Genomic DNA, 19,272 nt, shown 5'->3' with positions numbered 1-19,272 from the left:
GGCAGGCTAGGCTGGCGATCCTCCAGGCAGACCAGGCTGTCTCGACTCTACGGACAGGCTGACCGCCCCTCAGACCGGCTGGTCAGAATGCGCTGACGACACCGTAGAGGGCGAGGCTGAGGGCGAAGCCGACCAGCCCGAGGATGGTCTGAGCCACGGTCCAGGTCTTCAGAGTGGTCTTCGTGTCCATGCCGAAGAACCGGGAGACCAGCCAGAAGCCCGAATCGTTGACGTGGCTGGCGACCACGGAGCCTGCGGCCAGGGACAGCACGATGGCCACGACCTGCAGGCTCGAGAAGTCCGGATTGCCGACGACGACCGGCTGCATGAGTGCCGCCGCAGTTGTGAGCGCGACCGTGGCTGAACCTTGGGCGATGCGCACGATCGCGGCGATGACGAATCCGGCCACGATGACCGGCAGCCCCAGGGCCGCCAGAGAATCGGCGATGGAATCACCGATCCCGCTGGTTCGCAGCACACCGCCGAACATGCCACCGGCTCCGGTGATGAGGATGATCGAGCAGACTGGTCCCAGAGCCGAGTCGACGATGTTCTCGACCATGCCTCTGCCCTTCTTCTTCCGCCACCCCAGCAGCCACATGGCCGCCACTACCGTGATGAGCAGAGCGATCGGAGTCTCACCGAGCATGCGCAGCGAAGTGATCAGAGTGGACTCGGCATCGACCCAGCCGGCCTCACCAGCGAAGTTGAGGCCGGTGTTGAGGAAGATGAGCACTAGCGGAAGGGCAAGCAGGACGAGAACCGTTGAGAGTGTGGGTGAGGACCTGAAGTCGGCGAACTCCTCGGCTGGATCGTGGGCCAGGAGCGAGGGAACCGAGACCTCGATTCGCTTCCCGATGAAGAGCCCGAACAGATACCCGCACAGGTACCAGGCCGGCATAGCGATGATCAGACCGCAGATGAGGACGAGTCCGACGTTTGCGCCCAGAAGTCCGGATGCGGCCACGGGCCCGGGATGCGGAGGGACGAAGATGTGCATGGCCGAGAACGCGATCGCCGATGGCATGGCGTAGAGAAGCAGGGATCCGCCGAGGCGGTTGGCCACCGTGAAGATGATCGGCAGCATGACGACCAGGCCGGCATCAAAGAAGATCGGGAAGCCGAACAGCAGCGAGGTCAGTCCCAAGGCCAACGGCGCACGCTTCTCTCCGAAAGCCTTGATGAGCGCATCCGTGAGCACCTGTGCCCCACCCGAGAGTTCAAGCATCCTCCCGAGCATGGCCCCGAGCCCCACGAGGAGTGCGACGCTGGCAAGGGTGGACCCGAAGCCGTCGTACATGACGGGGACCAGATCCCCGGGGGCGATTCCCGCGGCCAGAGCAGTGACCACACTGACTACGACGAGCGCGATGAAGGCATGAAGCCTGAAGCGGATGATGAGGATGAGCAGCACCACGATGGCTGCTGCGGCGATACCGAGCAGGGCCGGGGCCGACAGCGTCCAGTTGAGTTCGATCTCGGTCACAATTTCCTCTTCCTTGAGGTTCGTCAGTGGTCAGGTGGTGGTGGACAGTGCTCAGGTGGTGTGGGGGAGACGCTCGATGATGTATCGACTCACCTCGGCGGGAGACAGATCGATGGGCGCAAGGAAATGTGCTTCCTCGACGGTGAGCGGTTCCAGCGTGTCCAGTTGGGAGTCGACAAGGGTCGGTGACATGAATTCGTGTGAACGCCGCGCGAGATGCTCGACGATGATCTCGCGGTTCCCGGTGAGATGGACGAAGAAGGTTGTTGGCGCTTGTGCCCTCAGGTAGTCACGATAGCTGCGTCGCAGAGCGGAACAGGCGACGATGGGAGGTGGAGTCTCAGTCAGCTCACTGGCCACGGACTTCAGCCACGGCCACCGGTCCTCATCGTCGAGAGGGACTCCGGCGCGCATCTTGGACTTGTTGTCCTGGCTGTGGAGATCGTCGGCGTCGACGAATGCGGCTCCGAGCTCTGCAGCCAAGCGGCGACCGATCAGTGTCTTCCCCGTGCCGGACACCCCCATGATGACAAGCGGGGGAAGATCCATCTCAGTTGGCCTCTCGTAAAAATATGATGACATTGCTAAACTGCACTCATTAAATCAGATTTATAGAAATCTAAATGAGACGGGTGAAACTGTCAACCGCTGCGAGAGCCTGTCAGCTGCGACAATTCGCCGTGACTGGACATTTCGCCGTAACTGGCAGCCATGACTATCAGCCACGAGGAAGAGGATTGGGTATGACCGCGGAAGTGGGCGTGATCGGCACCGGAGTGATGGGCTCGAACCTCGCACGAAACCTCGCACGGAATCTGACCGGCCGGACCGGAGCGCGAGTCGCCATCTACGACCGCGACGTCGACCGAGCTCGAGCACTGGCGGCCGAGCATCACGGAGCGGATTTCCTCGTCGCCTCATCGCCGGCGGACCTGGCCAGCAAACTGTCGGGTCCTCGCGTGGCGATCCTCATGGTCAACGCCGGCCCGGCCACGGACTCGGCGATCAGCGACCTGCTGCAGGTGTTCGAACCCGGAGACATCATCGTCGACGGCGGAAACTCGCTGTTTACGGACACGATCGCCCGCGGTGAGACCGCGGGCAAAGCCGGCATCGAATTCGTCGGGGTCGGCATCTCCGGGGGAGAGGTCGGTGCGCTTGAGGGGCCATCGATGATGGTCGGCGGCACCGAATCCGCGTGGTCACGACTGCAGCCCATTCTCGAACCCATCGCCGCGCGTGCCGAATCCACCGTGGCTCGTGCCGAACCCGGCGACGGGCGAAGCGCCCAGGCGGACCCGGAATCGTGCATCGCGCACGTGGGCACCGATGGTGCCGGCCACTTCGTCAAGATGATCCACAATGGGATCGAGTACGCAGATATGCAGCTCATCGCCGAGGCCTTCGCACTTCTGAGGAGCAGGCTCGGCCTCACCCCTCCTGAGATCGCAGAGGTCTTCAGAGAATGGAACCGAGGAGATCTCGAGTCCTATCTCATCGAAATCACCGCCGAGGTCCTCGACCACACCGATGCAGCCACAGGCGAGCCGTTCGTCGACATCATCGCCGATTCTGCCGGAGCCAAGGGGACAGGCGGCTGGACGGTGAAGACGGGCCTTGACCTCGGCGTACCTGTCGCCACCATCGCCGAGGCGGTCTCGGCCAGGTCCCTATCCGCGGCCTCCGTGCTGCGTTCCTCCGGGACGGCGTTGGACGGTCCTTCGACGGTCACCTCGGCGTTCGAGGAAGCCCGCGATTCGGCGCACGACGATGCCCCCACCTCGGCGGTGGTCGACCATGACACGGTCATTGAGACCGTGCGGCAAGCGCTGTTCACGGGAAAGATCCTCGCCTACGTGCAGGGCTTCCACGAGATCGCCGCGGGAGCGCAGGAGCACGGCTGGAACACGCAACTCGGTGAGGTTGCCAGGATCTGGAGGGCGGGTTGCATCATCCGGGCCAGATTCCTCGACCGGATCACGGAAGCCTTCGACGTCGAACCGAATCTGAGCTCACTGCTGGGCGCTGCGTATTTCCGGGATTCGCTCAACTCCGGACAACAGGCTCTGCGGGATACGGTCGCCGATGCCGCCTCCTCTGGCGTGCCGATTCCAGCCCTGGCCTCGGCGCTGTCGTATTTCGACGGCATCCGCACCTCCAGAGCCTCGGCGGCGCTGGTGCAGGGCCAGCGGGACTTCTTCGGGTCCCACACCTACGGGCGCACTGATCGCCCCGGAACCTTCCATACGCTGTGGTCGGGTGATCGCAGCGAGGTGCAGCTGTGATCACCGAGGTCGCCGCCGCTGGAACGTCTCGTCCGCGGCGACGTCTCTGCAGCTGAGCGGCAGTGGCCCAAAATCGCCGAACGTGGCAATGTTGGTGACATGACTCTGCCACATGAAGATATCGATCCAGACGGCCTGCTCGAATACTCGGTGGTCTTCACCGACCGATCACTCAACCACATGTCGGGTCGGTTCGTGTCCGTCATGCAGGACATCAACCGCATCCTGCGCGAGGCCTACGACGCGCACAGCGTCGCCATCGTCCCCGGTGGTGGCAGCTATGCCATGGAGTCAGTGGCCAGGCAGATCGCGACGGGCAAGAAGTGCCTTGTGGTCCGCAACGGCCTGTTCTCCTTCCGCTGGTCACAGATCCTCGACGCAGGATCCATCGCCAGCGAGACAACCGTGCTCAAGGCGTCGCCTCTCAGTGACGAGCACCAGTCGGCCTGGGCTCCTGCCCCCATCGCCAAGGTGGTCGCCGCCATCGAGCGCGAGCGCCCGGCCGTCGTGTTCGCTCCTCACATCGAAACCGCCTCAGGCATGCTTCTGCCGGACGACTACGTGCGCCAGGTCAGCGACGCGGTCCACAGCGTGGGTGGTGTCTTCGTCCTCGACTGCATCGCCTCGGGTGCAGTCTGGGCCTCACAGGAGAAGCTGGGCGTCGACGTCCTCATCAGCGCGCCGCAGAAAGGCTGGAGCGGTTCGCCCTGCGCCGGCTACGTCATGCTCAGCGAAGCCGGCCGCGCCGCCGTCGATGAGTCCACCTCGACGAGCTTCGCCATGGACCTGAAGAAGTGGCTGTTCATCGCCGACGAATACGAAGCAGGCCGGGCGCCGTACCACGCGACCATGCCCACCGACTCGCTCGCGCACAATGCCGCCATCATGCTCGAGACGAAGGAACGCGGCTTCGACAAGCTCGCCGCCGCACAGTTCGAACTCGGCGACCGGGTCCGCAAGGTCTTCGCCGATCGCGGACTGCCTTCGGTTGCGGCACCGGAATTCGCTTCGCCCAGCGTGGTCGTCGTCCACACGGACAACCCGCAGCTGGCCACCGGTGCTCAGTTCAAGGAAGCCGGCGTTCAGATCGCTGCCGGCGTGCCCCTGCATTGCGACGAGCCCGAAGACTTCTCCACCTTCCGAATCGGCCTGTTCGGCCTCGACAAGCTCGGCGACATCGACGGCTCGATCTCCCGCCTTGAAACCGCACTCGACTCGATCGGCGTGACGTCGCAGTCGTGATGGAACACCGACCGCGCAGGACTGTCGTGGTGAAATCTAAAGAGCTGACGTGAGCTCGGCGCTGCCGGAAGTCGCCCTCAGGATCCGAGAGGATGAAGACAGCATTGCTGAACTTGCAGCCTCTCGGATTTATGGGGAGCTGGCAACCTACGTGGGGGTACCCCGAGATGAACTGCTTGCTTCAGTGAGGACAAATGCCCGGCGCGCTGTGGACGTCTTGATCTCTCGGCAGATTCCCGCGGTTTCAGAGAACGCCGAGCACAGGGCGACTACCCGTGCTCGGATTGACGAGAACGTGCCCATTGAGGACATAATACGGGCCTACCGAATCAGCTTGAGCGCCACGCACGAGTCGTTTATCTCAAAGGCTACAGTTGCCGGTCTTGATCCCCAGAACACGCTGGACGGGGCCACACTGCTGTGGCGTCTTGGTGATTGGTTCACCGCTGGAGCTGCGGCAGAGTACCGCTACCGAGCGGGCACTGAAGCGATGAAGCAGTCATTCGAAATCGGTTCATTGGTGCGCAAGTTGACGACAGATTCCGTCATTGACGAGGACACTAGGCAGCGGGCGAAGAAGCACGGTATGGACATTGATGGAGTCTATGCTGTTGCGGCCATCCCGGCCTCTGGCAATGACGTCGAGAAGATCATCCGTGATGTGAAGTCGTCGGGCTCGACAGCTCGAGCGCAGGCTCTGGTTGCGCAGATCGACCTTCGAGTTGTCGCCATCGTTGCTCGAACCCCGACCGTCACAGTATCGGAAGTGCCCTTAGCGATCGGCCCATTCGCACCACTGATGCACCTTGTCAGGTCGGCGCGAGTCTGTGAGCAGGTCTGGAAGCTGGCACGCAAAGAACAGTCAGGGGTTCACAGTATGGAATCGTATGCCTGGAAGCTGGCTGTGCCGGATTCCACGGACATCAATGAGTATCTGATCCACCGGTACATAAGTCCTCTCAGTCCGGCCACTGCCGCTGGCCGCGACATTCTGGAAACACTTCGTACATGGCTGAGAGCATCGTTCTCTGTGAGGCAGACTTCGAAAGAACTGAACGTGCATGAGAACACTGTCCGATACCGTCTGCAGAAGTTCAGCGATCTGACTGGAGGCTTCGAGCACGGAATCGATGAGCTCTTCGGATTGCGGTGGGCGTTGGAGGCATACGACAGTGGATTCGCTACGAACCCGGACTCCAAATGAATGATTTATAGAGATTTCTCTAACTGTGACCGTGAAAATTCGGAGACTTCGACCTATCAGCTCAATTGCGAACCTGCAATGATTGTGACGATCAACAAGTTCGCAAGACGTCAACGATGACAGTGGAGCCACAGCATGACCGTGATTTCGAAGCGCCCGTCCCTTTCCGCAGATACCTTCTCACTGCTCTGGGACAACACCGTGGCGCAGCACAGTGCACGGCTGTTCCTCAGGTTCCGTGACGACGACGGAGCTATTTCCGAATGGACTTATGGCGAATTCTCCAGCATCGTCGACAAGGTCGCAGGCAGACTCGATGAACACGGCGTTCATGCTGGAGATTCGGTGCATCTGTGTCTGAAGAACTGTCCAGCGTTCGTCGCACTCTGGTTGGCTATCGCAAAGATCGGTGCGTGGATGGTTCCGTCCGACCCAGCTGCATCGTCTCGAGACATCGCATCGCAGATCGGTCGCGTCACGCCAGCCCTTGGCATTTGCGGCAGTGAAAGAGGCGCAGACTATCGAGCCGGCGCGCAATCGCAGGTTATTACGATGCCAATCGTCGAACTTGGAGAGTCCTCGGCAGATGTTTCCGCAGGTGGAGCACTGATGGGCAACACCTCGACCTCGGCGCTAGAACTGACACACGATCCCACAGACCGCTTGGCAGTCATGTTCACCTCAGGCACGACTTCACAGCCCAAAGGTGTGGTGCTGACCCAAGGAAACTATCTCAAGGTCGCGACGGAAATGGCCGAGGCTGCTGCGCTGGACCCGTATCACCGGTGGTTCGTGACCCTGCCGCTCTTCCATGCGAATGCGCAGTACTACTGTTTCGCCTCGGCGATCAGAGTGGGGGCATCGGTCGCCATGACGGCGAGCTTTTCGGCAAGTCGTTGGGTTGAGCAGGCCAGAGAGCTTGGTGTCACTCATGCCAGTCTGTTTGCTGCTCCGATTCGGATGATTCTGGCACGCACGCCAGGCGCCACAGAGCCTCTCAAGCTCGAACACGTCTGGTACGCGCAGAATCTTGCGCCTGCTCATCATCAGGAATTCAGTCAGCTGGCGGGGGTGCTGCCCAGACAGCTATATGGCATGACAGAGACGATCGCGATAGTCTCATACGATCGTTCGCAGCCTCCCCGGCCAGACCGGATCGGTCGTCCTCTGCCAGGTCGAGCTGTGAAGTTGCTCGACCCTGTAACTCGAGACGAGGTCACAGGGGACGTGCCCGGGATGATTGCTGTGGCAGGTACCCGCGGCAAGGACCTGTTTCTCGAATACCTTGACGATACGGTCACGACCTCTCGGAGCTTTCTGACTGACGACTCAGGCGTCGAATGGCTGTTGACGGGTGATCTGGCGAAATCGGACGAGATCGGGGATCTGTCATTCGTCGGCAGGGTCGACGACGTCGTCAAAGTTTCGGGGGAGAACGTGAGCCTGACCGAAGTGGAAGCTGTGATTGCTCAGGCGCCAGGGGTCTTGGAGGCCGCTGTCATCGCCGCTCCGGATCCCATACGAGATATCGTTCCGCACGCTTACGTTGTCGCGCGGAGTGGTGCGAACGAACTCGACATCGACAGCTTGTCGTCCTGGGCTGAGAAGAATCTAGCGCCTTCGGCTCGTCCTCGGAAATGGCACATTATTGATGAACTCCCGCGCACAAGCGTGGGGAAGATCCGCCGGTTCAAGATCGGCGTCTCCGAGTCCTGAGGTTCACTGGTTTGTCGAGCCGAACTCGGCTTCGACTCGCCCCAGCGGATGATTGCAGCAATTCCGCGTTATGGCCCAATGTCATGACGTACCTCGTCGACGCAGCGACGCGTCTGAGAAAGGTAGAACTATGCGCGAAATCGAGATACAGGAAGTCAGCGGCCAACGCCGAAAGAGAGCGTTCGCAGGCGCCGTGACCGGGCACGTCATCGAGTGGTACGACTACGGAATATACGGGTTCTTGGCCGTGTACATGGGGCAGTTATTCTTTGCCTCCGAGAACCCGACGGTGTCCCTGCTGAGCAGCTTTGCCGTGTTTGCACTGAGTTTCTTTATCCGACCCCTTGGGGGGTTATTCTTCGGGCCCATGGCGGACAAGATTGGCCGGAAACAGACTCTGCTGATCGTCCTGATACTTATGGCCGGATCCACCTGTTGTATCGGACTCCTACCGGCCTACAGCACTATCGGAGTCGCAGCACCGATCCTTCTGATTCTCCTCCGTTGCATCCAAGGTTTTTCCGCAGGAGGCGAGATCGGGACTGTGACCAGCTTCATCGCCGAATACGCCGGGCCGGGCAAACGAGGGCATTCGACAAGTTGGCTCATGACAACAGCCGTCCTGGGACTCCTTCTGGGAAGCCTCGTCGCGAATGGGCTATCAGCCATCATCGGTACGGAGTCGATGCTCGTGTGGGGATGGAGGCTTCCGTTCCTGTTTGCAGGTGTGCTGGGACTGGTCGCGATCTACATTCGGCTGAAACTCGAAGATAGCCCAGAGTTCCAAGCGATAGTAGCCGCAGGGGAGAGCTCAAAGGCGCCTTTGCGCGAAACGCTGTCCTGGATGCGCGCAATCATGCTGGTGTTCTGCATCATCACAGTCCATGCGTCGATCTTCTACCTCGTGCTCACATATGCGTCGACCTTCATCAGCGAGATTCTGCAGTTCTCGGATTCCGTGCGCTTCTGGTTCGTGATCGGTGCATGTTTGCTGTCTGCTGCCGTCATGCCGATCGGCGGAATGATGTCAGATCGGTGGGGCCGGAAGCCGATCCTGTTGACTTCGGGAGTCGCCGCTACTGGGTCGATGTTGTGGTTCTTCTTGGCGGCTCCTGGAGCCACGCCAGTGAGCTTCTTCCTCCCGCTCATGGCCTGCGCTCTTTCATTCGGGTTCTATGCGTCGTCCACCTACGCAACAATGACGGAGTTGCTGCCAACGAGGATCCGGTCGACAGGGATTGCTGTTGCGTACAATTTGCCGGTGGCCATCTTCGGCGGAAGTGCTCCCCTGATTGCTGCATGGTTCATCTCCACCACTGGTGATATCACCGCACCTTGGTACTTCTTCGTTGCGACCGGTCTAATTTCGCTGATAGCTCTTTTGGTCCTGCGGCAGGACGACTTCAAAAAGGCTGAGCAAGTTCAGACAGTCCCTGCGGACGAGCGGAGTCTGCTGCACAAAGCAGACACCTAAATAGCGTTTCGCCTCGTTGGTGGTCTTTCTGAGGCGGCCACTTGGCTGCACCACGCACAAAGAGCGCTGAAACATCTCGTGGCAACGGGGTGTTTTGGCGCTTCTGGTGTGCAGTGAGGGGCGAATCGCTCCAGCTGTGCAGCGGGACTGAATCGATCGCGGATCAGTCGGTGTCTCCAATTTGGAATCTCTGGCAGGTGCAGTCCCATAGCTGCGCGGCCTGAGGGTGCACCGGGTCCACGAAAGCACAGGTCTGACAAATACACTGTGACAATGACTCAGAGAGAGCAGCGTCAGCGACTAGGGACGAATGACTTCGACCTCGAAGACGAATTGGTCGATGAGGCAACAGCGACCGTGATCACAGGGGCAAAGCGCCTGAACCGGAAGTGGCCGGAGCTTGTCGTCACCGGGTTCTTCGGCGGTGTCGACGTGGGCCTGGGTATCCTGGCGATGATTCTGGTCAAGCAGGCCACGGGGTCAGACGTGCTGGCCGGTCTTGCCTTCGGCATTGGTCTCCTGGCGCTGAAGCTTGCCCACTCCGAGCTGTTCACCGAAGAGTTTCTGCTGCCCATCAATGCCGTGATCGCGGGCCAGGCCAATGTTCTTCAGGTCGTCCGCCTGTGGGCGGTGACCCTGGTGACCAACCTCGTCGGGGGTCTCGCCTTTGCCGGGCTGATGGTTCTGGCGCTTCCTGACTACCACTCGACGATGATCGACACGGCTATGAAGTACCTCGACCAACCATCCTTGGTGGTGATGATCGCGCTGTCGCTCTTGGCCGGTGCCACTGTCACGTTGTCCACCCGGATGTCACAGGGCACCTCGAACGACGTCGTTCTTGCCATCGTCAGCATGGCATCGGGTCTGCTGCTCATCGGCCTCGGCATGCTCCACGGTGCCCTCAACGCGATCGTCATCTTCGCGGCCATGTTGGCCGGGGCGGATATCTCGATGCTGGATCTGCTGAAATGGTTTGGAATCGTCATCCCGTTCAACATGCTCGGCGGGCTGCTGCTCATCACCCTGCCCCGGGTGGTCCGGACATACCGTGTGCTTCGCGCCGTGCGCAAGGGCAAGGTATCCCTCGACGATCTCGAGACATCGTCGAGCTAGGCGATGGCCGGCTGCATCTGCTGACATCGCCCGCCGACCGCTGCTGGCACCGGTCGCTGCGTTGCAGACACCGGTGACTGCGCTGGATACACTCAGTGCCATAACCTCCCGTTGCGGCGAGTGGTTATGGCACTTTGCGGCGAGTGGTTATGGCACTTGTGGTGCGTTGAGATGCAGACGCCTTCGTGCAGGCGGTACTGCTGCTTGCCTCAGGCGGTGGAACCGAGCGCGACGACGTTCTCAGCGAGGCGTTCGTTGTCGCCGTACATGAAGTGGTTCTTCATATTCTCCGAGAACCGGCTGGCATCGGTGGTCAGTCCGACCGCCTCGGCGACCTCGCGGATGTGCATCGGAGTCGCGCCGCAGCACACGCCGATGTAGTTGACGCCCAGTTCGTAGACTTCCTTCGCGAAGGCGCCGATCTCGTAGCGATTCGTCTGCAGCGGATCGAGAGCCGTGGGGAAGGTGCGACCGTGCGGGGAAGCGACCTCGGCGCGGGGGTCGGAGAGGTTGAAGAAGGTGGGCTCGTCCTGTGTCGTGCGGTAGGGGATGGGCAGGGCGCCGACGTGACAGGACACTGCCGCACGGATCTCCTTCAGCCACGGCAGCATAGTCGCGGGTCCGCGGAAGCAGTTGAGGCCGACGACGTCGACGCCCAGCTGTTCGAGCTTCTGCGCGGTCTCGACGATGCCGACACCATCGGCCATCTCCTGGAAGGCCATGGGAGCGAGGGTGAGGACGACGGGCAGCCCGCTGGCCTTGGCGATTTCGGCTGCAGCAATGGCTTCGCCGGCGAAGTAGAAGGTCTCACCGATGATGAGATCGGCGCCTTCGTCCACGGCCCATCCCACCATCTCGGTGAACATGGAGCGGACTTCGGCTTGGCGATCGGCGTTCTCGGGATCCCAGATGTTGGAGTTCGAGATGTTGCCGGCCATGAAGTTGCCGGGCTTGGCATCGGCAACGCTGCGAGCGATCTGCAGGGCGGAGCGGTTGAGAGGTTCGAGCAGATCCTCTTTGCCGATGACCCGCATCTTCTCGCGGTGGCCGTTGTAGGTGAAGGCTTCGACGATGTCCGATCCGGCACGCTGGAAGTCCACGTGCAGGGAGCGCAGGGCATCGGGGAATTCGAGCGCGACCTCGGGCACGAATTCTCCGGCGGACAGGTAGCCGCGCTTCTCGAGTTCGAACAGGAATCCCTCGGCACAGATCACAGGACCGGCGTCGAGGCGTTGGGTCAACGAATTGGTGGTAGTCATGAAGTCTCTCCACTGTGAAGGCAGAGCCACCGGGAACGGCGGACCTGCATTGGTCGGCGGTCGCTGTCAGTCACTCGGCGTTGGCTGGGCCAGTCCGACGGACTCAGAAAGCTGGACCTAAGCATAGAACCACAGAAGCATCAGTTGCGGTCGTCACAATGACATAATCGCCGATCACGCCTAGTCAGGGCCAACTTGGTGCACTGCTTGACTCGAACAGGCCTATCCTAGTGCGCTGACTGCCAGGATAAGCAGACTCTGCCTTATCGTGTTCCGATGGGCAACACTGAGGAGATGACCCAGAGAACTGCGAACCACGTGCCAAAGGCAGGCACTGGCAGTCGGCAGTTCAGCCCGACTCTGTGGCCGCTGCATTTCGCCGCATTCTTGGCGACGTTCGTCTTCGCGCTCGCGAATGTCGCCGCCCCCGATATACGGACAACCCTCGACGCAGACTCCGTGCAGCTCTCGCTCATCGTGTCTGCCTTCGCGGCCTCCTTCGCTGCGGCCATCGTTGTCTGCGGACGCCTCGGCGATCGATTCGGACGGCGGCGAATGTTCATCGGCGGGATGATCGCCCTCGCGATCACCTCGGTGATGGTGGCCCTGTCGTGGAACGGAGCCTCCGCTGTCATCGTTCGGACGATGCAAGGTGTATCGGCGGCAGCGATGATGCCGCAGATACTTGCCCTCATCCAGTCCAACACTACGGGGTCGGCCCGTGCACGGGCGATCAGCACGTTCGCCGCCTTCTCCGGAGTCGGCACTGTCGCCGGGCAAGTCCTCGGCGGTGGGATCATCTCCTTAGGAGGGACCGAACTCGGGTGGCGTTCAGCGTTCATCGTCTTCGCCTTGGCGGCAGCAGTGGCGGCGTGGGCCGGCCGATCGCTGCCCATGCACGCTGGGGAACCAGGTCTGAGGATCGACGTAGCGGGTGCGCTGCTGCTGGGAGTGACCATCGCGTGCTTCGTCACCGGATTGTCATTGGGGCCCTACGAAGGGTGGAGCGTTCGAAGCCTCTCGCTACTCGGGCTGGCGGTGGTCTTCGCAGTTGGTTTCCTTGTTCACCAGCGATACCGCGAGATCATGTCAGTCTCCCAGCCGAACAGTCCTGTGCCCCTGCTTGGGCCCACCGTGCTGAAGAATCCAGCGATCTTCGTCGGGATGATCATGGCGTTCGCCTATTTCGGCGGGTACGGCGCGTTTCTGTACAACTTTGCTCAGCTGACGCAGATCCGCTTGGGCCAACCGGCATGGGAGTCTGGAGTCGCTCTGGCTCCGTTCTGCCTCATCTTCCTCCTGGTCTCTCTGGTGTGCCATCGCATTACGGCCCGCATAGGCGGTCCCGCAACGCTCCTCATCGGAGCCGGGGCACAGGCGATTGGCCTCGCAGGAATCACGATGGTGACTCTGGCTCCGCTCGAAGCGTGGGAGCTGTGGGTGCAGGTGCCGATGGTGCCGCTTGCCGTGGGCCAAGCTCTGCAGTTCTCGCCCTTGGTGGCCACAGTCATGGCAGCTGTGCCCGGGCGGCTGGCTGGAATGACGGGAGGGCTCATCTCGACGATGCAGCAGGCCGGGATCGCCGCTGGAGTCGCTGGACTCGGTGCTTTCTACTCCCTGCTCGCCACTGCCTCGGACCCGATCGAATCGTTCGGCGTACTGTCATCGGCGCAGATCGGGCTCTCCTTCGTGTTCGCCGTCTGTGCTCTCGTCCTGGTCCGCGTCAACCGCGGCAGCGGATCTCACCTCGCCGGGGCCGGCAGCGTCGAATCAGCCCGCTGAGCCGGGCAGAATTGTCAGACGAATCGGGCGGGCTTGTCAGGTGAACCGGTGACCGATGTCAGGCGTACCGGGAGGCGGCGGTGACCTCGTCCGAATCGATGAGCCTCTGAAGCTGTTCCAGCCGATCCTTGGATGCAGGGTTCGTCGGCTGGTGGACCGACAGTGTGAGCCTACGGTCCTCTTGAACGACGAATCCCACCGAGATCAGGTCGAGTCGACCGACCCAGGGATTGTCGATGACCTTCGACGTCGACGACTCTCTCACGACATTGCCACTATCCCAATGCCGGCTGAAGTCAGTATGACGGCGCAGGCGCTCAAGCAGATTCGGCCATCGAGGATCGTCTGGGAACTCAGCGAATGAGGTGCGCAGCTTCGCAGTGAGGAGCCTGAGCTCGTTGGGATCGTCGCGGAAGGCGTGCTTCCACTCGGGATTCTCCAGAAGCTGGACGATGCAGCTGCCATCGGTGATCTCATCGGCATCCCCGACGAGGTAGCGGTATGTCGAGTTGTAGGACTGCCACTGATACACAACATCGTGGACCATAGCGGGAAAGGGCATAACCGTCTCGAGCATCGTCTGCAGGCGGTCGTCGATGGCTCCGGTTTCGGGAGATTCGGCGCGACCGCGATAACCGCCGAGGCGGAAGAGATGTGCTCGTTCCTCAGGAGCGAGGCGCAGCGCCTCGGCGATCGAGACGAGAACCTCTTCGGACGGGTGGATGTCTCGTCCCTGTTCCAACCATGTGTACCAGGTAGTCCCGACATGGGCGAGGACGGTGACCTCTTCTCTGCGCAGTCCGGTGACGCGTCTCCTCGTTCCAGAGGGCAGACCCACATCCAACGGTCTCAGTTGGTCTCGACGGCTTTTGAGGAACCGGCCGAGTTCCCAACTGCTCAAGGTGCCAGACTCATTCCTACCCACGGGGTCCATGCTAGCGGTCGCTGCAGTGTCGCACGAGCCGCCGTGGGCCGGCTAGTGGCGGGAGGGTTTCGACCGTAGGGGCGAGAACGGTTTGAGCAGCAGACCGGTCACGGTGGAGGAATACCAGCGCAGGGCTCTCTCAAATGGTTCCCACGAAAGCACGTAGGTGGCGAGGAGCGCGACGAAGAAACAGACGACGAGGATCAGGGGAGAGCTGAGTACGCCCTCGACATCGTCGAGCAGAGGTTGAAGTCCGCGGACGACGAACCCGTGGAGGACATAGACAGCCAGGCTGTTCCGGCCGATCTTCGCGAGGATGGTGTCTTTGTCGCCGACCCACATGAGCAGTGCCAATGTCATGAGCAGTGCGCCGATGTCGACGATAAGGCGGATGCCGACGCCTTCGGGGATGCTGACATCGAAGTGGGCGAAATTGAGGCTGCCGTAGAACCACTTGTAGTAGATCTCATCGAGGTAGAAGTAGCCGATCGCGCCCAAAGCAGTCGCTGTGAAGAACAGTTTCTGCCAGATGCGCAGGCTCCCGGCCCAGTTGAGAATCTGCTTGCCGTAGAGCTTGCCGATGACGAAGAAGGGCCAGAAGATCATGGACCGTGACGCTGAGAGCTCCGTGTCGAGGATCGGCAGAATTCCACCGAAGAGCCCCACCACGACCGAGGTGACGAGGATCGTTCGTGGGAATCGTTCGATGAAGGGCACGGTGATGATCCAGCACGCCATCGACAGCAGGAACCATGTGTACCAGAACGGGGTGAGGAAACTGTAGTCGGGATTGAGGTCGAAGACCCACATCCACCCCCACATCAGCGGCAGCACAGTGAACAGCAGGACCAGGAAGGTCAGGACACGTTCGGGCAGCCTCGTCGACTTCGCCGTGATGCCGGCCAGGAAGACGAAGGCCGGCATGTGGAACGAATAGATGAGGTACATCGGCGCACGAAGGACATCGTCTTCCCACGGGGATGTCCTGGCCAGCAGGTGGCCGAGGACGACAGTGAAGATGAGGATGCCTTTGGCACGGTCCAGTCGGTGATCTCGTATGGGCACCACGCCACGATAGCGTGTCAGCACCTCGAAGCAGAAAGAACTCATCGTGCCCTCAGGCGGAATCCAGGGGGTGTTCAGCTGAAAAGTTCTCGACCCGTCAACTCAGAAGCACATGCATCTTCAGCTTGCGCAGGCGACGCAGGTCGGTGCGTAGGGCCGTATCTCCAACCGCACCTCGGGGATGGGGTTTCCACAGTGCGTGCAGATTCCGAAGGTGCCGCGCTCAAGCCTCTGCTCCGCCTCGGCGATGGCGATCAGGCGCTCCTCGGACTGGCGCAGCAAGGTGTCCGCCTGTGATCGTTCGAAGGCGAGAGTCGATCCCTCGGGATCGTGCTCGTCGTCGCTGTTGTCGCCCTCGCGTGCGGCCGAGAGATCCTTGATGTCCGAGGACAGCGTGGCGATGAGCCTCCTGGTCGCGGCGTCTTCTGCCTGCAGGAGCTCCCGCACTCGATCCGAATCGGCCATCACCCCGCCTCGCCGTTCATAATCACGCGTCCAGAGCCTCATTGGCTTCGAGCCAGCGCTCCTCCAACTCTGTCATTTCGTCCTTGAGCTCCTGCAGGGATGAGGTGAGTCTCTGGAGTCCCTCGAAGTCAGTCTGGTCGTGGTCGGCCATCTCATCGTGGCCACGGGCGATGCGCTTGCTCAGCTTGTCCATGCGACGCTCGATCGAGGAGACCTCCTTCTTGGCCGCTCGGGCCTCGGCTCCGGAGAGTGCGTCCGCGCCCGAATCAGCAGAGGAATTCGCATTGCCCGAGCCGGAGTTCCCTGCACCTCGACCGGTGACAGCTCCCTTCGAACCTCCGGATTTGGCGTCCTCGGCACGCAGCTTCAGATATTCGTCGACACCGCCGGGCACGTGCCGCAGACCGTGATCGAGGATCGCGTACTGCTGATCGGTGACGCGTTCGAGCAGGTACCTATCGTGGGAGACGACGATCAGGGTAGCCGGCCAGGAGTCGAGGAGGTCCTCCATCGCCGCCAACATATCGGAATCGACGTCGTTGGTCGGCTCATCGAGGATGATGACATTGGGCTCGGACATGAGCAGCAGCAACAGCTGCAGGCGGCGCTTCTGCCCTCCGGAGAGTTCCTTGACTCTGGCCGAGAGGTGTTCTTTGGCAAAGCCGAGGCGCTCCAGCAGCTGTGCCGGGGTGTAGTCCTTGCCTTCGATGGTGAAGCTCGTCTTCGACTCCGACAGCACCTCGCGGACCTTCTGTCCGGCGATGGCGTCGAGTTCCTTGAATTGCTGGTCGAGGACTCCGACCTTCACGGTCTTCCCGCGCTTGACCCTGCCTTCATCCGGTTCGAGCTCACCGGAGATGAGGCTGAGCAGGGTCGACTTGCCGGCACCGTTGGGGCCGAGGATTCCGGTGCGCTCGCCGGGGCCGATGCGCCAGGTGACGTTGTCGAGGATCTGCTGGTCACCGAAGCTCAGTGACACATCGAGGAGGTCGACGACGTCCTTGCCGAGTCGGGCCGTCGCCATCTTCTTCAGTTCGATCGGATTGCGCACCTCCGGTACATCGGCGATGAGCTGGTTCGCCGCCTCGATCCGGAACTTCGGCTTCGACGTTCGGGCGGGCGCACCTCGGCGCAGCCATGCCAGTTCCTTGCGCATGAGGTTCTGGCGTTTCTGCTCGGTTGCGGCAGCGATCCGGTCACGTTCGACGCGTTGGAGGACATAGGCGGCGTATCCGCCCTCGAAGGGTTCGACGATCTGGTCGTGGACCTCCCACGTCTTGTTGCAGACCTCATCGAGGAACCACCGGTCGTGAGTCACCAGCAGCAACGCACCGGAGTTCTTCGACCAGCGGTTCCTGATATGCCTGGCCAGCCACGAGATACCGTCGACATCGAGGTGGTTGGTGGGCTCATCGAGGATGAGCAGGTCCCAGTCTTCGATGAGCAGTGCCGCCAGAGCGACTCGTCGGCGCTGGCCTCCGGAGAGGCTGCCGACTGTGGCGTTCCAGTCCAAATCGGCGATGAGACCGGCGATGATGTCGCGGGCCTTGGCGTCGCGGGCCCATTCGTGGTCATCCATGTCGCCGACGACGGAATAGCCGACGGTCGCGTCGGAGTCCATGGTGTCGCGTTGGCTGAGCATGCCCAGGCGCATTCCGCCGCGATAGGTCACGCGGCCGGAATCGGGTTCGATGGTGCCGGCGAGCATGCCCAGCAGGCTGGACTTGCCGTCGCCGTTGCGGCCGACGATGCCGATCATGTCTCCGGCGTCGACGCCGAGCGTGACGGAGTCGAAGACGATGCGGGTGGGGTATTCGAGGTGTAGGGCTTCAGCCCCGAGAAGATGTGCCATATCGCCTTCCAGTTTAGTGCACAAGAGGTCTGGGACCAGCATGCGCGGGTAGCTGGCAGGCAGCCAGGGGACAGGAGCGGGAGCCGGTGCCCGGGGCGGTCGAGTGTCGGGGTGGGCTGGAGCGAAGATGAAGTTATGTTGCGTTTTCATATCGGTGTCGACGATTCAGATGCTAGAGGACCCTGATATGGGTCTGAGGTGAATTAGACTGACGGAAAATTCATTGAAATATGAGTGATCATCCAGTGGTTTCACAAATTCGGCGGAGGACTCTGCGCCCCGATCGACGCCAGTGCTGGACGTGAGCAACTTGAGAAAAGAGTAAATGTGAAGAAGCTCGTATCTGCGGTGTCGATGGTCGCCGCATCTGCCCTCGTTCTCTCCGCCTGCGGATCCGGAGACAGCGGGGATTCGAATGCCGAGGATTTCCTCGGCTGCATGGTGTCAGACTCCGGTGGCTGGGACGACCAGTCATTCAACCAGTCCGGCAAGGAGGGTCTGGAGAACGCGGTGAAGAACCTCGGTATCGAGGAGAAGGACGCGGAGTCGCAGGGTGACGCGGACTTCAAGCCCAACGTCGACAACATGATCCAGGCTGGCTGCAACCTCACCTTCGGCGTCGGCTTCCTACTCGAGGATGCGATCCAGGAGGCTGCTGAAGCCAACACGGACCTCAACTTCGCTCTCATCGACTCCACCTTCTCCGATGCTGATGGCAAACCGGTGACGCTGGACAACGCCAAACCTCTCGTCTTCAACACCGCCGAGGCCGCCTACCTCGCCGGATATGTGGCTGCGGCAACCTCCGAGTCCGGGAAGGTCGGCACCTTCGGCGGCATCCAGATCCCATCGGTGACCATCTTCATGGACGGATTCGCTGACGGCGTGAAGAAGTTCAACGAAGAGAACAAGAAGAACGTCAAGCTCCTCGGCTGGAACAAGGAGAAGCAGGACGGTTCGTTCTCCGGTGACTTCGAGAACCAGGGTCAGGGCCAGGCACTGACCAAGCAGCTCATCTCTCAGGGCGCTGACGTCGTCATGCCGGTCGCCGGACCTGTCGGACTGGGTGCAGCCGCGGCTGCGAAGGAAGCCAAGGACGTCAAGCTCGTCTGGGTCGACTCCGACGGATACGAGTCCACGGAATACGGTGACATCATCCTCACCTCGGTGGTCAAGCAGATCGCCAACGCAGTCGAGGACACCGTCGCCGAAGCCCAGAAGGACAATTTCAGCTCCGAGCCCTACGTCGGCACGCTGGAGAACGAAGGCGTCGGACTTGCTCCGTACCACGACTTTGACGACAAGGTTCCCGAGGACGTGAAGAAGAAGGTCGAAGAGCTCAAGAAGCAGATCATCGACGGATCGCTGACCGTGGAATCCGAGAGCACGCCCAAATAAGCG

General features: G+C 61.2%; 15 protein-coding genes. 8 read left to right on the top strand and 7 right to left on the bottom strand.

Translation table 11 applies throughout. The annotated features are described in order from the left end of the window. Nucleotides 1–82: 82 nt before the first annotated feature. Nucleotides 83–1,486, bottom strand: a complete 1,404-nt coding sequence (locus tag JTF07_RS02950; RefSeq protein WP_204232822.1) for a GntP family permease — start codon at nt 1,484–1,486, stop codon at nt 83–85. A gap of 51 nt (nt 1,487–1,537) precedes the next feature. Then, a complete protein-coding gene (locus JTF07_RS02945; protein WP_204232821.1) occupies nt 1,538–2,035 on the bottom strand; it encodes a gluconokinase in 498 nt (165 codons plus the stop codon). Nucleotides 2,036–2,229: 194 nt separating this feature from the next. Between JTF07_RS02945 and gnd the strand changes: the two genes are divergently transcribed. The 6 genes from gnd to JTF07_RS02915 all read left to right on the top strand — a co-directional run bounded on the left by gnd (nt 2,230) and on the right by JTF07_RS02915 (nt 10,523). Continuing rightward, nucleotides 2,230–3,771, top strand: coding sequence for an NADP-dependent phosphogluconate dehydrogenase (gene gnd / locus JTF07_RS02940; protein WP_204232820.1), 1,542 nt, complete (start codon nt 2,230–2,232; stop codon nt 3,769–3,771). A gap of 99 nt (nt 3,772–3,870) precedes the next feature. Then, nucleotides 3,871–5,013, top strand: a complete 1,143-nt coding sequence (locus JTF07_RS02935) for a pyridoxal-phosphate-dependent aminotransferase family protein (RefSeq protein WP_204232819.1) — start codon at nt 3,871–3,873, stop codon at nt 5,011–5,013. Nucleotides 5,014–5,062: 49 nt separating this feature from the next. After that, nucleotides 5,063–6,217: a PucR family transcriptional regulator gene (locus tag JTF07_RS02930; RefSeq protein WP_502710953.1), complete on the top strand. Its 1,155-nt coding sequence runs from the start codon at nt 5,063–5,065 to the stop codon at nt 6,215–6,217. Nucleotides 6,218–6,352: 135 nt separating this feature from the next. After that, complete coding sequence (locus JTF07_RS02925) at nt 6,353–7,933, top strand: class I adenylate-forming enzyme family protein (protein WP_204232817.1); 1,581 nt, start codon at nt 6,353–6,355, stop codon at nt 7,931–7,933. Nucleotides 7,934–8,003: 70 nt separating this feature from the next. Then, nucleotides 8,004–9,407 (top strand): MFS transporter, encoded by a 1,404-nt coding sequence (locus JTF07_RS02920; protein ID WP_353843855.1) that lies wholly within the window; start codon nt 8,004–8,006, stop codon nt 9,405–9,407. A 273-nt stretch (nt 9,408–9,680) separates the two neighbouring features. Continuing rightward, nucleotides 9,681–10,523, top strand: coding sequence for a formate/nitrite transporter family protein (locus tag JTF07_RS02915; protein WP_204232815.1), 843 nt, complete (start codon nt 9,681–9,683; stop codon nt 10,521–10,523). 209 nt (nt 10,524–10,732) lie between these two features. Here JTF07_RS02915 and JTF07_RS02910 read toward each other — a convergent pair whose 3' ends face one another. Beyond that, a complete protein-coding gene (locus tag JTF07_RS02910) occupies nt 10,733–11,782 on the bottom strand; it encodes a homocysteine S-methyltransferase family protein (protein ID WP_204232814.1) in 1,050 nt (349 codons plus the stop codon). Between the two features lie 294 nt (nt 11,783–12,076). On the opposite strand from JTF07_RS02910, the gene JTF07_RS02905 reads away from it, so the two are divergent. Continuing rightward, on the top strand, nt 12,077–13,564 hold the full coding sequence (locus JTF07_RS02905; protein WP_204232813.1) for an MFS transporter: 1,488 nt from the start codon (nt 12,077–12,079) through the stop codon (nt 13,562–13,564). A gap of 58 nt (nt 13,565–13,622) precedes the next feature. Here JTF07_RS02905 and JTF07_RS02900 read toward each other — a convergent pair whose 3' ends face one another. The 4 genes from JTF07_RS02900 to JTF07_RS02885 all read right to left on the bottom strand — a co-directional run bounded on the left by JTF07_RS02900 (nt 13,623) and on the right by JTF07_RS02885 (nt 17,871). Then, entirely contained in the window at nt 13,623–14,489 is an 867-nt protein-coding gene (locus JTF07_RS02900; RefSeq protein ID WP_353843854.1) for a helix-turn-helix transcriptional regulator, read from the bottom strand. Nucleotides 14,490–14,540: 51 nt separating this feature from the next. Continuing rightward, nucleotides 14,541–15,554 carry an acyltransferase family protein gene (locus JTF07_RS02895; RefSeq protein ID WP_204232811.1) on the bottom strand — a complete coding sequence of 338 codons (1,014 nt, stop codon included), beginning with the start codon at nt 15,552–15,554 and terminating at the stop codon, nt 14,541–14,543. A 120-nt stretch (nt 15,555–15,674) separates the two neighbouring features. After that, a complete protein-coding gene (locus JTF07_RS02890; protein WP_204232810.1) occupies nt 15,675–16,019 on the bottom strand; it encodes a TraR/DksA family transcriptional regulator in 345 nt (114 codons plus the stop codon). Between the two features lie 22 nt (nt 16,020–16,041). Then, on the bottom strand, nt 16,042–17,871 hold the full coding sequence (locus tag JTF07_RS02885; protein WP_204232809.1) for an ABC-F family ATP-binding cassette domain-containing protein: 1,830 nt from the start codon (nt 17,869–17,871) through the stop codon (nt 16,042–16,044). 327 nt (nt 17,872–18,198) lie between these two features. On the opposite strand from JTF07_RS02885, the gene JTF07_RS02880 reads away from it, so the two are divergent. Then, nucleotides 18,199–19,269 (top strand): BMP family lipoprotein, encoded by a 1,071-nt coding sequence (locus JTF07_RS02880; protein WP_353843853.1) that lies wholly within the window; start codon nt 18,199–18,201, stop codon nt 19,267–19,269. Nucleotides 19,270–19,272: the final 3 nt, after the last annotated feature.

It is taken from the genome of Brevibacterium sp. RIT 803, from assembly GCF_016892625.1.
Classification (GTDB): Bacteria; Actinomycetota; Actinomycetes; order Actinomycetales; family Brevibacteriaceae; genus Brevibacterium.
This window is presented reverse-complemented; position numbering and strand designations above follow the sequence as displayed.